The 13,203-nt window shown below is 67.7% G+C and carries 16 protein-coding genes and 1 riboswitch; of the genes, 9 read left to right on the top strand and 7 right to left on the bottom strand.

The genetic code is table 11. From position 1 onward, the window contains the following. Nucleotides 1–2 precede the first annotated feature (2 nt). Nucleotides 3–677: an urease accessory protein UreF gene (locus tag ACWKV7_RS05985; protein WP_483856741.1), complete on the bottom strand. Its 675-nt coding sequence runs from the start codon at nucleotides 675–677 to the stop codon at nucleotides 3–5. Then, complete coding sequence (ureE, locus tag ACWKV7_RS05980) at nucleotides 674–1,174, bottom strand: urease accessory protein UreE (protein WP_483856740.1); 501 nt, start codon at nucleotides 1,172–1,174, stop codon at nucleotides 674–676. The genes ACWKV7_RS05985 and ureE overlap by 4 nt, the downstream gene beginning before the upstream one ends. A gap of 388 nt (nucleotides 1,175–1,562) precedes the next feature. On the opposite strand from ureE, the gene ACWKV7_RS05975 reads away from it, so the two are divergent. Next, on the top strand, nucleotides 1,563–1,937 hold the full coding sequence (locus ACWKV7_RS05975; RefSeq protein ID WP_483856739.1) for a hypothetical protein: 375 nt from the start codon (nucleotides 1,563–1,565) through the stop codon (nucleotides 1,935–1,937). 50 nt (nucleotides 1,938–1,987) lie between these two features. Here the strand turns inward: ACWKV7_RS05975 and ACWKV7_RS05970 are convergent, their stop codons facing one another. Genes ACWKV7_RS05970 through ACWKV7_RS05950 form a run of 5 tightly spaced genes read right to left on the bottom strand, consistent with a single transcriptional unit; the run spans nucleotide 1,988 to nucleotide 6,712 of the window. Beyond that, nucleotides 1,988–2,407 (bottom strand): globin family protein, encoded by a 420-nt coding sequence (locus ACWKV7_RS05970; RefSeq protein WP_483856738.1) that lies wholly within the window; start codon nucleotides 2,405–2,407, stop codon nucleotides 1,988–1,990. A gap of 31 nt (nucleotides 2,408–2,438) precedes the next feature. Continuing rightward, the gene (locus ACWKV7_RS05965) at nucleotides 2,439–2,777 is read right to left on the bottom strand and encodes a c-type cytochrome (protein WP_483856737.1); all 339 of its coding nucleotides are present in this window, start codon (nucleotides 2,775–2,777) and stop codon (nucleotides 2,439–2,441) included. After that, nucleotides 2,758–3,324 (bottom strand): Tll0287-like domain-containing protein, encoded by a 567-nt coding sequence (locus tag ACWKV7_RS05960; protein ID WP_483856736.1) that lies wholly within the window; start codon nucleotides 3,322–3,324, stop codon nucleotides 2,758–2,760. Before ACWKV7_RS05960 ends, ACWKV7_RS05965 begins: the two co-directional genes overlap by 20 nt. A gap of 49 nt (nucleotides 3,325–3,373) precedes the next feature. Continuing rightward, nucleotides 3,374–4,696 carry a cytochrome c3 family protein gene (locus ACWKV7_RS05955; RefSeq protein ID WP_483856735.1) on the bottom strand — a complete coding sequence of 441 codons (1,323 nt, stop codon included), beginning with the start codon at nucleotides 4,694–4,696 and terminating at the stop codon, nucleotides 3,374–3,376. A gap of 9 nt (nucleotides 4,697–4,705) precedes the next feature. Next, nucleotides 4,706–6,712: an FAD-dependent oxidoreductase gene (locus ACWKV7_RS05950; protein WP_483856734.1), complete on the bottom strand. Its 2,007-nt coding sequence runs from the start codon at nucleotides 6,710–6,712 to the stop codon at nucleotides 4,706–4,708. A gap of 373 nt (nucleotides 6,713–7,085) precedes the next feature. Then, a riboswitch (FMN riboswitch) is annotated at nucleotides 7,086–7,233 on the top strand. A 183-nt stretch (nucleotides 7,234–7,416) separates the two neighbouring features. Between ACWKV7_RS05950 and ACWKV7_RS05945 the strand changes: the two genes are divergently transcribed. From ACWKV7_RS05945 to ACWKV7_RS05910, 8 genes are all read left to right on the top strand, one after another. After that, nucleotides 7,417–8,079, top strand: a complete 663-nt coding sequence (locus ACWKV7_RS05945; protein WP_483856733.1) for a riboflavin synthase — start codon at nucleotides 7,417–7,419, stop codon at nucleotides 8,077–8,079. Nucleotides 8,080–8,090: 11 nt separating this feature from the next. After that, complete coding sequence (ribBA, locus tag ACWKV7_RS05940) at nucleotides 8,091–9,185, top strand: bifunctional 3,4-dihydroxy-2-butanone-4-phosphate synthase/GTP cyclohydrolase II (protein WP_483856732.1); 1,095 nt, start codon at nucleotides 8,091–8,093, stop codon at nucleotides 9,183–9,185. Between the two features lie 62 nt (nucleotides 9,186–9,247). After that, nucleotides 9,248–9,724 (top strand): 6,7-dimethyl-8-ribityllumazine synthase, encoded by a 477-nt coding sequence (gene ribH / locus ACWKV7_RS05935; protein WP_483856731.1) that lies wholly within the window; start codon nucleotides 9,248–9,250, stop codon nucleotides 9,722–9,724. Then, nucleotides 9,721–10,197 carry a transcription antitermination factor NusB gene (gene nusB, locus ACWKV7_RS05930; RefSeq protein WP_483856730.1) on the top strand — a complete coding sequence of 159 codons (477 nt, stop codon included), beginning with the start codon at nucleotides 9,721–9,723 and terminating at the stop codon, nucleotides 10,195–10,197. The genes ribH and nusB overlap by 4 nt, the downstream gene beginning before the upstream one ends. Nucleotides 10,198–10,301: 104 nt before the next feature. After that, nucleotides 10,302–11,270 carry a thiamine-phosphate kinase gene (gene thiL / locus ACWKV7_RS05925; RefSeq protein ID WP_483856729.1) on the top strand — a complete coding sequence of 323 codons (969 nt, stop codon included), beginning with the start codon at nucleotides 10,302–10,304 and terminating at the stop codon, nucleotides 11,268–11,270. A gap of 4 nt (nucleotides 11,271–11,274) precedes the next feature. Beyond that, on the top strand, nucleotides 11,275–11,748 hold the full coding sequence (locus ACWKV7_RS05920; RefSeq protein ID WP_487249197.1) for a phosphatidylglycerophosphatase A family protein: 474 nt from the start codon (nucleotides 11,275–11,277) through the stop codon (nucleotides 11,746–11,748). Between the two features lie 9 nt (nucleotides 11,749–11,757). Then, complete coding sequence (locus tag ACWKV7_RS05915) at nucleotides 11,758–12,480, top strand: ABC transporter substrate-binding protein (RefSeq protein WP_483856727.1); 723 nt, start codon at nucleotides 11,758–11,760, stop codon at nucleotides 12,478–12,480. A gap of 9 nt (nucleotides 12,481–12,489) precedes the next feature. Next, nucleotides 12,490–13,137 (top strand): retropepsin-like aspartic protease family protein, encoded by a 648-nt coding sequence (locus tag ACWKV7_RS05910; protein WP_483856726.1) that lies wholly within the window; start codon nucleotides 12,490–12,492, stop codon nucleotides 13,135–13,137. The last annotated feature ends 66 nt before the right edge of the window (nucleotides 13,138–13,203 follow it).

Here is a 13,203-nt window from a genome sequence, read left to right as displayed (position 1 = left end):
TCCTAGGAACGAAACAGTCGGGAATACTGGCGCTCGTGCGCCATGCTGGTGAGGGCCAGGCCGAAGGCGGCGCTGCCCCAGCCTTCGGGTTCCAGCTGGTTGGCCTGGCGCTGCGTCTGCTCTAGCAGCGGCAATAACTCGGAGGTCAGGCGCTGGGCGGCCTGCTGGCCCAACGGCAGGGTCTTCATCAACACCGCCAGCTGGTTCTCCAGCCAGCCCCATAGCCAGGCGGCCAGCGCGTCTTGGGGCGCGATGTGCCAGGCGCGTGCGGCCAGCGCCCAGGCCAGCGCCAGGCCGGGTTCTTCGCTGCCGGCGAGCAGGCTGCGGGCCTCGTCGTCCAGTTCCGGCAGGCCTTCCAGCAACTGCCGCAGGGAATAGCCCATCTGCCGGCTTTCCAGGCGCAGCTCGCGGGTTTCGCGGCTGGCGCGGTGGCGTTCGGCGAGCGCGCGCAGTTCGTCCCAGTCGCCGCTCGCGGCGGCTTCGCAGTGGGCCAGCAGCAGCGGCGCCTCGAAGCGCGCCAGGTTCAGCAGCAACTGGTCGGCGATCCACTGGCGTGCGCTGTCACTGTTGTGCACCAATTGCTGTTCGACGGCCATTTCCAGGCCCTGGGAATAGCTGTAGCCGCCGATCGGCAGTTGCGGGCTGGCCAGCCTCAACAGCGCCCAGGCGTCGTTCACGGGCGTTTGCCGAACTGGTGCAGGCGCGGCGCGTAGCTGAATTCGGCGTCGCCGGCGTGGGAATGGTGATGGCCACCGCCGTAGGCACCGTGCTCGGGCTGGTAGGGCGCCTCGATGGATTCGACCCGGGCGCCGAGCTGTTCGAGCATGGCCTTGAGCACATAGTCATCGGGCAGGCGTAGCCAGCCATCGCCGAGCTGCAGCGCCACGTGGCGGTTGCCCAGGTGGTAGGCGGCGCGCATCAACTCGAAGGGGCTGGCGCAGGTGACATGCAGCAGCGTTTCAGGGCGGGCGCGCACGCGCACGATGCGTCCATCCTGGGCGAGCAGGCAGTCGCCATCGGCCAGCGGCGGCTGGCCGCGTTCGAGAAACAGGCCGACCTCCTCGCCCTCCGTGCTGAAGCAGCGCAGACGGCTCTTGCTGCGGGCTTCGAAGCTCAACAGCAGCTCGGCGTCGCAGTCCGGCTGCGGGGCGGTGCGTTGGTGGATCACCAGCATGTGGCGGTTCCGGCAGTGAACGATGCCAGGACCAGAGCAAGGGCCTTGCCAACGTGCCTGGGGCGAGCTGGTGCGGGTTCGGGCGCGTTGCTGCCTCGCTCTGGAGCATTCCGGCGATCCGCCTTGGTGCGTATGCCGGGTTATTGCTCTTAGTTGGTGCGTAATGGGTATTGGTTCCTGGGGCAAGCGCGGCGGCGACCGCCCTTCCCAGGGTGGTCGAGGATGCTGTCGAGATGCCGTCAGATGGGCTGTAAGCCCCGCGCGGCAAGGCCTGCGGCAATCATTGCCGTGGTCGATTTCTACTATTCCGAATGGCCGCTTTGCCGAAAAAATCCCGCGCGTAGCATGGGCCCCGTAGTCACTTTCCAGCCCCCAGGAGGAGCCCATCATGAAACCGCAGATTTTTGCCAGCCTGATCCTTGCCAGCCTCGCCGGCAGCGCCTTCGCCCTGCCGCAGAGCGAGCCCCAGCCGTTGCTGGGCGAAGTCAAGGCCAGCACCCGCACAGTCGCCGAGGACGGCTTCAAGCGCACCCCGCTGGGCGGCGGCTTGGCCGAAGGCGGCGCCGAGCGCACGTTGCAGCGTCTGCGACTTGCCGAAGACGGCTATGACCAGACCCCGCAGGGTCAGAGCTTCGCCGAAGACGGCTATGACCGGACCCTGCCGGGCCAGACCGTGGCCGAGGATGGCTATGACAACACCGTGCAAGGCGAGCGCTACGCCGAGGACGGCGGTACCCGCACCACCCAGCAACGTCGGGTCTGATCGTGCGTAGCGGCAAGAACCAGGGCGCCAGGACGGCGCCCTGGCTGCTTTCAGGCGGTTGCCTTGCTGTTTGCCGCGGCGATCATAGTGCTGGCCATCACCCCGTAGGCGGTGCTCCAGGCGTGCTCCACTTCCTCGGTAAAGGCATCGGCCAGGCCCTGCTTCAGGGTTAGCAACAGGGCGTTGCCCACGGTAGCGTAGTGGCGGTTTTCCACGCCGTACTCCACATGGCGCTCGCCGAGCCGTTGCAGCACCGGCACCAGTACCTCCAGTTCATCCAGCTTGCCGACCGCCACGCCGATCATCTGCATCAGCTTTCGGCCCTGGGCCTGCATGTCGCCCTTGAACATCGGCATCAGGCTGGGATCGGCGTCGAACAGGTTGGCGTAGAACAGCGCCGCCGCCTCGTCGGCAATCGGTGCCACCTGGGCGAAGCTGCCCTGCACCAGTTGGATCTGTCTCGGGGTCATCGTTTCGTTCCTCTGGGTCAATGCGTTTCGGTCATTGGCTATGCGAGACCATGTATTTCACCGCGGCGGCGACCTGCCGGTCGCTCAGCGCGGCGTTGCCGCCACGGGCGGGCATGCTGTTGCCGTCCGGTCCGCTGAAGCCGTTCAGGGCATGGTCGGTCAGTACGTCCTGGCCCTGGGCGATGCGCGGTGCCCAGGCGAGCCGGTCACCCTTGCGCGGCGCGCCAGCCAGGCCGTTCAGGTGGCAGACCTTGCAGGTGCCGTCCCACACCTGCTGGCCGAGCCGCAGCTCGGCCTGCGCGGGAGTCTCGCCGCACCCGGCCAGCGCCAGGCAGCCGGCGAGCCCGGTGCTAGCCGCCCAGCGGCACACGGATCACCACCCCGCCCATGACGTCGCCGATCTTGAAGTCAGTGCGCGGGCTGTCCTTGTGCTCGTTGTGGCAGGCGGCGCAGACCGGGGCGACGGCGACGTCCGGGTAGACGGCGGTGAAGTAGGTCTGCTCGCCGAGCTTTTCTTCGGCGTAGTAGTTCTCTCCGGGGTGATCGAGGATGTATTGCAGGCCGGCCTTCTCCGCCTCGGTGCGCGGTGCGTTCTGCTTGTTCACCGGCCACAGCGATTGCAGCGAGTAGCTGAAGGCCTGGGTCTTGCCGGCGACGGTCTCGGCGCCGAAGCGGAACATCTGCGCCGGCAGCGGCAGGGCCTTGTCGTCGACGAAGTGTTCGCTGGCGGTGATCGCGCCGGCTTCCTTCAGGCGGTTGACCACCTGCTTGGTGTAGACGGCGCGGTCGGATTCCATCACCAGGTGCAACATGTCGGTGAGTTGCTGCGGGGTGAAGCCGCTCGGTTTGCTGTCCTGGCAGCCGGCGAGTGCCAGCAGACCGGTGGCGACGGCGAGAGGGTAGAGGATCTTGTGCATAGGTTTCTCCAGGTCGGGCTCTAGGGTTGGGGCAGGCACAGCGGTGGTGCTAACGCCGGGCACGCTCCAGCGCCATGTCCACGCTGGGGACATGCTGCGCAGGCGCGCCTCGGAAGTTGTCTTGCAACAGGTTCGGATCGGCCAGGGCATCGAGGGCGAAGGGCAGTCCGTGGCAGTCCAGGCAGACGCTGCGCAGCATTTTTTCCACGGGTCGCAGGTTGGCGTTCTGGTTGTGCTGCACCAGGCGACGTGCCCGGCCGCCGATCTCGGCGGCCTCCCGTGGCAGGTGGCAACTGGCGCAGCTCACCCCGGTGCCCGGCGGCAGTTCGCCGCGCTGCTCGGCTTGCCAGAGCCGGTGGTGCGGCGAGTCCCGGTAGGCCAGCGAATGGCGGTCGGCGTGGCAGCCCAGGCAGGCGTCCACCGCGGCCTGGGCGCGGTCGATGCGGTGCTCGCTGTGGCAACTGTTGCAACCCAGCTCGTGCCCGCTGCTCGCGGCAACGAACGGCAATCGGCTACGTTCCGGGCGCATCGGCGTCAGCGCCAGCCCCGGATCGAGACGCATGCCGTGCTTGCCGGCGAAGAAGCCTTGCGCTTCGCCGGCATGGCAGCCCTGGCAGGTTGCCAGGGCAGGCTTGGCCTGCCAGACAGTGCCCGCCGGCTGGTGGCAGCCGCTGCAATTGACGCCGGCCTCGGCGTGGCCGCTGGCTTGCCAGTCGGCAATCGCCTGGGCGCTCAACTGCTCGGCGGGAGCATCGGGCCGTACGGGGTGGACCGGCTTTTGCCAGTCCGGATGTTTTTCCTCCAGCGGTGCCGGTGCGGCGATGCGGGCGATGGCCAGCAGCATCGGCTGGTCGGCACCCCTCACCAGGAATTCTTCATACAGCGCGCGGTTGTCGTGGTAGTTGTGGCAGCCGGCGCTGGCGCAGCTATCGAAGGCCATGTCGCGGTGGCTCGGGCGTTGCTCGGCGATATCCGCGTGGCAGTGGGCGCAGAAGTCGTCGGGCAGGGTCACGCCCATTGGCCGGGTGCGCTCCGGACTGTGCTCGACATGGCAGGCCAGGCAATAGCGGGCGTCCAGATGGGCCAGGCGATCGGCGTTGCGCGGATCGGTGAATTTGCTCTGCGGATGGGCGTCGTGGGCGGCGGCCAGTTCCTCGCCGTGACAGCCGACACAGGCCTTCTGCAGCACCTCGCCGCCTCCCAGCGGGCTGGTGTGACAGGCGCCGCAGGCCTCTTCCAACTGATGGTGGCCGGCGGACAGTGGCCCTGGGTTGAAGGCTTGCAGGTCCTCGCCGGCCAGCAGTCGGTAGCCGTACCAGCCGCCGAGGACGCACAGCGTGGTGAGCCAGAGCGCCCAGATTGCGTACTTCATGAGCGTTCCTTAGAAGTAATAAACCGAGAGCACATGCGCGGCGAGCAGAGCAGGCCAGGGCCAGACCGCGACGATGTGACCCCACACCAACCAGCGGCGGCCCTGGCGGGCCACTGCGGGCGGCAGGCGATGCTCGAGGGCCATCAGCGCCGCCGCCAATCCACCACCGGCGAGCAGCAGGAGGAAGTCGACGAGCAGCCAGCGATTGAGGTTTTGCCCGCCATCCAGGCCGGTGTGCACGGTCAGTAGTGCCGCGGCCAGCACGCCGAGGGCCACGTGCAGCAGGCGCCAGCGGTAGAAGGCGCCGAGCGGCGCTGTCGGCAGGCGCTTGCGCAGCGACATCGCCAGCCCGAGCAGGGCCAGCCCGAGCAACGCGAAGCCGCTGGCCTGGCGCCACGCACTGTCCTGCCAGAGTGGGCTGAGACCAGGCTGCAGGGCCGATACCGGCGCCGCGAAAGCCGGCACCAGGCTGAAGGCGAATACCGCGGCGATCGCCAGGCCGCCGCCCAGCGCCAGGGCCGCGGCACCGCGTTCGGCCGGGCGCGGTGTGTGGTCGCCCAGAAGGTTCTGCAACAGCGGTTTGCAGCCGCCGCAGACCGTGCCGGCTCCGCATTGGCGGCCCAGCTCGGCCAGATCCGTGGCGCCGGCGGCGAGACAGGCGCCGAGCTGACCGCGTGTCACGTTGAGGCACTGGCACACGGTGGTGGCCGGTGGCCAGTGGCTGACCTGCTCGCTGCTCGCCGGCCACAGGCGTCCCTCGCGGCCGAAGCGCCAGAGCATCAGCGGGGTGACGCGCCGGCCGTGTCGCAGGGCATCCAGCCAGCGCCGGCTCTCCGCGCATTCGCCCACCGCCAGCGCGCCCAGTAGTCGGCCACGGTGTACCAGCAGCTTGCGATACAGGCCGCGTTCGGCATCGAAATAACTGCACTCGCGCTGGCGAATGCGCTTGAGCGGCTCGACCACTTCGCCAGCGCTGAATACCGGCAGCCCGGCCACCTTCAGTTGCGTGGCCTGCAGCGAACCTCGATAGCGAGCGTGGCCCCCGGCCAGGTGCTCGGCGAGCACCGCCGCCTGCTCGAAGCCGGGTGCTACCAGGCCGTAGGTCTGTCCGCGATGCTCGGCGCACTCGCCAATGGCGTAGATGTCGGCCTCGGAGGTGCGCAGGCAGTCGTCCACCACGATGCCGGCGCCGACCCGCAGCGAGGCCGCCCGCGCCAGTTCGACATTCGGCCGGATGCCGGTGGCCAGCAGCACGGTGTCGCAGGCCAGTTCCCGTCCGTCGCGCAACCGCACGCCGCTGACCCGCCCCTCGCCCAGCACGGCGGCGAAACCGTTGCCGAGCAACACCTCGATGCCCGATGCCTGGACCCGGCGCAGCAGCTGCTCGGCGCCAGCCTCGTCCAGCTGCCGGTTCATCAGCCGTGGCGCCTGCTGCACCAGGGTCACCTGGGTATGGCCGCGTTGCAGGGCGCGCGCCGCCTCCAGGCCGAGCAGGCCGCCGCCGATCACCACGCAACGGCGACTGCGCGCGGTGCGGGCGAGCAGCGCGGCAGTGTCGCCCAGGTTGCGGAATACGAATACGCCGGACAGACCGACCCCGGGCACCGCGGGGACGTGTGCGCGCGAGCCGGTGGCGAGGATCAGGCGGGAATACCGGAAGCGTCGGCCCTGGGCGTCTATCAGCCATTTGCCGACGGGGTCGATGTGCTCGATGCGACAGCCCAACTGACTGCGCAGGCGCTCGCCAGGCATCGTGCGCAGCGGAATGGCGATGCGCTCCAGCCTCACCTCGCCGGCCAGCAGCGCGCTGAGGCGAACACGGTCGTAGGGAGCCCAGGCCTCCTCGCCGATCAGCAGGATCTGCCCCGGATAGCCGCGCTGCAACAGCTCCTGGGCGCAGCGCACGCCCACCGGACCGGCGCCGACGATGATCAGCGGTGCTTGCTCGCAGGCGGTTGCCGACGCATCCGGCGCGGGCGATTCGGGGGTGACGGCGGTGGCACGGTCGAGCAGCATCTGCATCCTCCTCCGTACTCCGCTTGCCGGGTACGGGGTTGAGCCGAAAAAAAACGCCGTGTCCGGCGCGCAGGCGAAAGGCTTGCACCGGTCACGACGTCTTTGTCTGTCAACCCTGCGCCGCCGTTGGCGCAGTCGTTGTGTATGCAGGCGTTTCAGCAAGCCTTGTGCCAGCACCTGTTTGAAAGTTGTAACTAACTGAAAGAGCGGGATTTATCCGAGGTGTAGAGGTCTCCCTGGTCGGTCCGCTGCAGCGCACAAGCGGTCCATGACGAGGCATCCCGCTGCATCGCGGGGCGCTCGCCGCCTGCCGCCTGGCCATGCACGGGGCGTCCAACTGTGGTAAAACGCCTGCCAGCCATGTAGATGGCTGAAACGTTCTCAGGGCGGGGTGCGATTCCCCACCGGCGGTAATGGCGTGCAAGGCGCCTAGCCCGCGAGCGCTTGCCGATGCGGCAAGGTCAGCAGACCCGGTGTGATTCCGGGGCCGACGGTATAGTCCGGATAAAGAGAGAACGGGATGGCTTTCGGGCGCGACATCGCGTGCCCGCCGCTCCCTTTCGATCCGTAAATGCCCTGTTTTGCCAAAAACAGGAGTTTTCGTTCATGTCATATGCTTCGCGCGCCTTATGCGGCTTCGCCGGTACGAGGCGGCTACCTATAATTCGCCGATCCGGAACCACAGCAGTAGCGGAGGTCGCCCCATGTTCACCGGCATAATCGAGGCCATCGGCAGCATTCGCGCGCTGACTCCCAAGGGGGGCGACGTCCGGGTGCTGGTGGAAACCGGCAAGCTGGATCTCTCCGACGTCAAGCTCGGCGACAGCATCGCCGTCAACGGCGTCTGCCTGACCGCCGTGGAGCTGCCCGGCAACGGCTTCTGGGCCGACGTCAGCCGCGAGACCCTGGCGCGCACCGCCTTCATCGACCTCAAGCCCGGCAGCCGGGTCAACCTGGAAAAGGCCCTGACCCCCACCACCCGCCTCGGCGGTCATCTGGTCAGCGGCCACGTCGATGGCGTCGGCGAGGTCGTCAAGCGCGAGGATAACGCCCGCGCCATCCAGTTCACCGTGCGCGCCCCGCGTGAGCTGGCCAAGTACATCGCGCTGAAGGGATCGATCACCGTCGACGGCACCAGCTTGACGGTCAACGCCGTCAACGGCGCCGAATTCGAGCTGACCATCGTGCCGCACACGCTGGTCGAGACCATCATGGCCGACTACCGTCCCGGCCGGCAGGTCAACCTGGAGGTCGACCTGCTGGCCCGCTACCTCGAGCGCCTGCTGCTCGGCGACAAGGCCGCCGAGCCCAGCTCGACCGGCATCAGCGAAGCCTTCCTGGCCGAACACGGCTACCTGAACAAGTGAGACGCGCCGCCATGGCCCTGAATACCGCAGAAGAACTGATCGAAGACATCCGCGCCGGTAAGATGGTCATCCTCATGGATGACGAGGACCGCGAGAACGAGGGCGACATCATCATCGCCTCCGAATGCGTGACCGCCGAGCACATCAATTTCATGGCGCGCTTCGCCCGCGGCCTGATCTGCATGCCGATGACCCGCGAGCGATGCGAATTGCTCAATCTGCCGCTGATGGCGCCGCGCAACGGCTCCGGCTTCGGCACCAAGTTCACCGTCTCCATCGAGGCCGCCGAGGGCGTCACCACCGGCATCTCCGCCGCCGACCGAGCGCGCACCGTGCAGGCTGCCGTAGCACGCAACGCTGTGGCCGCCGACATCGTCAGCCCCGGCCACATCTTCCCGTTGATGGCCCAGCCCGGCGGCGTGCTGGCCCGTGCCGGCCACACCGAGGCGGCCTGCGACCTGGCGCGCATGGGCGGCTTCGAGCCGAGCGGGGTGATCTGCGAGATCATGAACGACGACGGCACCATGGCGCGTCGGCCGGAGCTGGAGAAGTTCGCCAAGGAGCACGGCCTGAAGATCGGCACCATTGCCGACCTGATCCACTACCGTCTGATCCACGAGCGCACCGTCGAGCGCGTCAGCGAGCAGCCGCTGGACACCGAGCTGGGCCAGTTCACCCTGGTCACCTATCGCGATGGCGTGGAGAACACCGCGCACATGGCCCTGACCCTGGGCAAAGTGTGCGCCGAGGACCCGACCCTGGTGCGGGTGCACAACATGGATCCGTTGCGCGACCTGTTCCTGGTCAACCAGCCGGGGCGCTGGAGCCTGCGCGCGGCCATGGCCGAGGTGGCCAAGGCCGGCAGTGGCGTGGTGCTGCTGCTGGGCAACCCGCTGACCGGGCCCGACCTGCTGGCGCACTTGGAACGCCAGCTGGGCGGCGAGGCCAAGGTGGCCAGCCCGTCCACCTACAGCACCGTCGGTGCCGGCTCGCAAATCCTGCGCGACCTTGGCGTGCGCAAGATGCGCCTGATGAGCTCGCCGATGAAGTTCAACGCGATATCCGGTTTCGACCTGGAAGTAGTAGAATACCTGCCCGCTGAATGACCCGCAGGGCGCCACTCTCCCGAGTGGCGCCCTCGCTCTTTAAACACTGTGAGAATTTGCCCATGTCCCTGAAGACCATCGAAGGTACCTTCATCGCCCCCAAAGGCCGCTTTGCCCTGGTGGTCGGCCGTTTCAACAGCTTCGTCGTCGAGAGCCTGGTCAGCGGCGCCGTCGATGCCCTGGTGCGCCACGGTGTGAGCGAGAGCGATATCACCATCATCCGCGCGCCGGGTGCCTTCGAAATCCCGCTGGTGGCGCACAAGGTCGCCCAGCGCGGCGAATACGACGCCATCATCGCCCTCGGCGCGGTGATCCGTGGCGGCACCCCTCACTTCGAATACGTCGCTGGCGAGTGCACCAAGGGCCTGGCCCAGGTGTCCATGGAGTTCGGTCTGCCGGTCGCCTTCGGCGTGCTCACCGTCGACTCCATCGAACAGGCCATCGAGCGCTCCGGCACCAAGGCCGGCAACAAGGGCGCCGAAGCCGCGCTGTCCGCCCTGGAAATGGTCAGCCTGCTGGCGCAGTTGGAGGCCAAGTGAGCCTCAATCACGACGACCAAGCCCCCGCGCCCGGCAAAGGCAAGGGCGCCGCACGCCGCCAGGCCCGCTGCCTGGCCATGCAGGCGCTCTACCAGTGGCATATCGCCAAGCAGCCGATCAACGAGATCGAGGCGCAGTTCCGCGTCGACAATGATTTCAGCACCGTCGATGGCGCTTACTTCCGCGAGATCCTGCACGGGGTGCCTCGCCTGAAGAGCGATATCGACGAGGCGATCCTGCCTTGCCTGGACCGCCCGCTGGACGAAGTCGATCCGGTCGAGCTGGCGATCCTGCGCCTGTCCACCTACGAGCTGCATAGCCGCCTCGACGTGCCCTATCGCGTGGTGATCAACGAGGGCATCGAACTGGCGAAGATCTACGGCGCCACCGACGGCCACAAGTTCGTCAACGGCGTGCTGGACAAGCTGGCGCCGCGCCTGCGGGCCGCCGAAGTGCGCGGCGCCAAGCGCTGAACGGGGCGCCAGTCAGGTGAGCGGACGGAAGCGGATGCGGCGGTGCCTGCCGGGTGGCCGGCTGCCGACATCCGTTCCTGCCGCCTCGGGCGTCCGCTGACGCCATGGGCGAGTTCGAACTGATTCGCCGCTACTTTGCCGCCGCGCCTTGCGCGCAGCGCGTCGAAGGCGTGGCCCAGGGCATCGGCGACGATTGCGCCCTGCTCGACCTGCCGGCCGGCGAACAACTGGCGGTGTCCACCGACACCCTGGTCGCCGGGGTGCACTTCCCCGACCCCTGCGATGCTTTCCTGCTCGGCCAGCGTGCCCTGGCGGTATCTGCCAGCGACCTGGCTGCCATGGGCGCCACGCCCATCGGTTTCACCCTGGCCCTGACCCTGCCCGGCGCCGATGCCGCCTGGCTGGAGGCGTTCGCCCGTGGTTTGAATGCCATGGCCGAGCGCTGCGACCTGGCGCTGATCGGCGGCGATACCACCCGTGGCCCGCTGAGCCTGACGCTGACCGTGTTCGGCCGCGTGCCGCACGGCCAGGCGCTGACCCGTGCGGGCGCGCGTCCCGGTGACCTGCTTTGCGTCGGCGGAGCCCTCGGCGATGCCGCCGGCGCGTTGCCGCTGGTGCTCGGCCAGGCCATGGCTGCCGAGGCGGTCGCCGGGCCATTGCTGGCGCGCTACTGGTCGCCGCAACCGCAGCTGGCGCTCGGCCAGGCCTTGCGCGGACGGGCGACGGCGGCGCTGGATGTGTCCGACGGCCTGCTCGCCGATTGCGGCCATATCGCCGTAGCGTCCGGCGTGGCACTGCTGGTCGAGCAGGAGCGCGTGCCGCTGTCGGCGGCCCTGCTGGCCTACCTGGGCGAAGCCGCGGCGCTGGAATGCGCACTCGGCGGTGGCGACGACTACGTATTGGCCTTTACCCTGCCGGCGGAACACCTGGCCGATGTATCGGCCGAAAGCGGGGCGGTCCGGGTGATCGGCCGGGTCGAGGCCGGGCAGGGCGTGCATTTGCTGGACGCCCACGGGCGAGCCCGCCAACTGCCCATGACGGGCTATCAACATTTCGGGAGTGCGGGTGACTGAATCTGTGAATGTACCGCCGTCGGTATGGCGCAATCCTTGGCATTTCCTGGCCTTCGGCTTCGGCTCGGGGACCCTGCCGAAGGCGCCTGGCACCTGGGGTTCGCTGGTGGCGCTGCCGTTCATTCCGTTGTGGCAGATGCTGCCGGACTGGGGTTACTGGCTGATGCTCGGGGTGACCATGCTGTTCGGTTGCTGGCTGTGCGGCAAGGTCGCCACCGACCTGCGGGTGCACGACCACGAGGGCATTGTCTGGGACGAAATGGTCGGCATGTGGATAACCCTTTGGCTGGTGCCTGAAGGTTGGCCCTGGTTGCTGCTAGGCTTTCTGATATTCAGGGTGATGGATATCGCCAAGCCGTGGCCGATCCGCTGGATCGACCGGCATGTGCATGGCGGTGTCGGCATCATGCTGGACGACGTGCTGGCCGGAGTGTTCGCCTGGCTGGCAATGCAGTTGATCGTCTGGGGGCTGGCCTGAGGAACATCTATGTACGGCTGGTTGTTCGGTGTGTTGTTGGGCCTCTGCGGTCTGTCATCGATGGCCGCCGGGGAGCCCAGTCCGACGGAAATCCGCCTGGTCAGCGAAGTATGGGAAAACCATAGCAACGCGGACGGTACCGGCTTGGCCTGGGACATCATGCGGCAGGTGTTCGAACCGGCCGGTGTCATGCTGCACATCCAGAGCGCGCCCTACACCCGCTCCGTCGGTCTGGTGCTGCGCGGCGAGGCGGACGCCTGGGTCGGCTCCTACCTCAACGAGGTGGAAGGCGCGCTCTATCCTCAATGGCACTACGATGCCGACCAGATCACCGCGCTCGGCCTGGCCGACGGCCCGGTCCCCAGCCTGGCCACCATCGGCAGCTTTCGCCTGGTCTGGATGCGCGGCTACGAATACCAGCGTTATTTGCCGAACTTGATGCATTTCCGGGAAATCCAGCGGCGTAACGGTATCCTCGGCATGCTTGCCCATGGCCATGCGGATTTCTATATCGATGCGCGTACCGAAGTCGAAGACCTGCTGAGCACCGCCGAGCAGCCTTCCCGGTACCGGATGACCGACCTGACCCGCCTGCCGGTCTATCTCGGATTCACCAACAATGCGCGCGGGCAGGCCCTCGCCGCACTCTATGACCGGCGGTTGGCCAAACTGGTGAAGAAAGGCACTTTGCGGCCGATCTTCGACCGCTGGCAGCAACCCTATCCCTTCTAAGAGGCCCCGATGCGTCGTTTCTATCTGCTCTGTGCCGCCGCGATGATGTCGCTCTCGGCGTTCGCCGCCCCCTCCCAGGTGCAAGTGGTGGGCCTGTTCCCCGGCGCTGCGGTGCTCAACGTCGACGGCCAGCGCAAGCTGGTCAAGGTCGGCCAGACCGGTCCCGGCGGCGTGGTGGTGGTCAGCGCCGACAGCAAGGGCGCGGTGCTGCGCGTCGATGGCGTGGAGCGCGCTTATTCCCTCAGTCGCGAATACAGCGATGGCTTTGCCGACACCAGTGCCAAGCAGCAACTGAGCATTGCCCAGGGTGCGGGTGGCCATTACTGGATCGCCGGGTCGATCCAGGGCCAACCGGTGCAGTTTCTGGTGGACACCGGCGCCTCGTCGGTGGCGATGAACGAGGCCCAGGCCCGGCGCCTGGGCATCGACTACCGGGTCAGCGGCACGCCGATGATGGTTAGCACCGCCAGCGGCACCGCCAGTGCCTGGCGCGTCAACCTCAACAACGTGAAGGTCGGCGCACTGGAAGTGCTTGGCGTGGAAGGCGTGGTGATCCAGGGGGACTCGCCCGCCGAAGTGCTGCTGGGCATGAGCTTTCTCAACCGTGTGCGCTGGCGGGAGGAGCAGGGCGTGCTGATGCTCGAGTCCAAGCTCTGACACTGGGGGCTCGGTTTTCGATGCTTATCATCGGCAATTCAGGCTGACCGGCCCGCCGACGCGGCT

The organism is Zestomonas ipomoeae, assembly GCF_057128665.1.
The sequence above is the reverse complement of the archived record's forward strand: the minus strand, read 5'-3'. Positions and strand labels throughout refer to the sequence as shown.

Excerpts from the sequence above, each read along its gene's own strand:
- ACWKV7_RS05915 (WP_483856727.1), top strand. The coding sequence starts at position 11,758 with ATGTACGGCTGGTTGTTCGGTGTGTTGTTGGGCCTCTGCGGTCTGTCA.
- thiL (WP_483856729.1), top strand. The coding sequence starts at position 10,302 with ATGGGCGAGTTCGAACTGATTCGCCGCTACTTTGCCGCCGCGCCTTGC.
- ribBA (WP_483856732.1), top strand. The coding sequence starts at position 8,091 with ATGGCCCTGAATACCGCAGAAGAACTGATCGAAGACATCCGCGCCGGT.
- ACWKV7_RS05960 (WP_483856736.1), bottom strand. The coding sequence starts at position 3,324 with ATGCACAAGATCCTCTACCCTCTCGCCGTCGCCACCGGTCTGCTGGCA.
- ribH (WP_483856731.1), top strand. The coding sequence starts at position 9,248 with ATGTCCCTGAAGACCATCGAAGGTACCTTCATCGCCCCCAAAGGCCGC.
- ACWKV7_RS05950 (WP_483856734.1), bottom strand. The coding sequence starts at position 6,712 with ATGCTGCTCGACCGTGCCACCGCCGTCACCCCCGAATCGCCCGCGCCG.
- ACWKV7_RS05945 (WP_483856733.1), top strand. The coding sequence starts at position 7,417 with ATGTTCACCGGCATAATCGAGGCCATCGGCAGCATTCGCGCGCTGACT.
- ureE (WP_483856740.1), bottom strand. The coding sequence starts at position 1,174 with ATGCTGGTGATCCACCAACGCACCGCCCCGCAGCCGGACTGCGACGCC.
- ACWKV7_RS05955 (WP_483856735.1), bottom strand. The coding sequence starts at position 4,696 with ATGAAGTACGCAATCTGGGCGCTCTGGCTCACCACGCTGTGCGTCCTC.
- ACWKV7_RS05975 (WP_483856739.1), top strand. The coding sequence starts at position 1,563 with ATGAAACCGCAGATTTTTGCCAGCCTGATCCTTGCCAGCCTCGCCGGC.
- ACWKV7_RS05910 (WP_483856726.1), top strand. The coding sequence starts at position 12,490 with ATGCGTCGTTTCTATCTGCTCTGTGCCGCCGCGATGATGTCGCTCTCG.
- ACWKV7_RS05970 (WP_483856738.1), bottom strand. The coding sequence starts at position 2,407 with ATGACCCCGAGACAGATCCAACTGGTGCAGGGCAGCTTCGCCCAGGTG.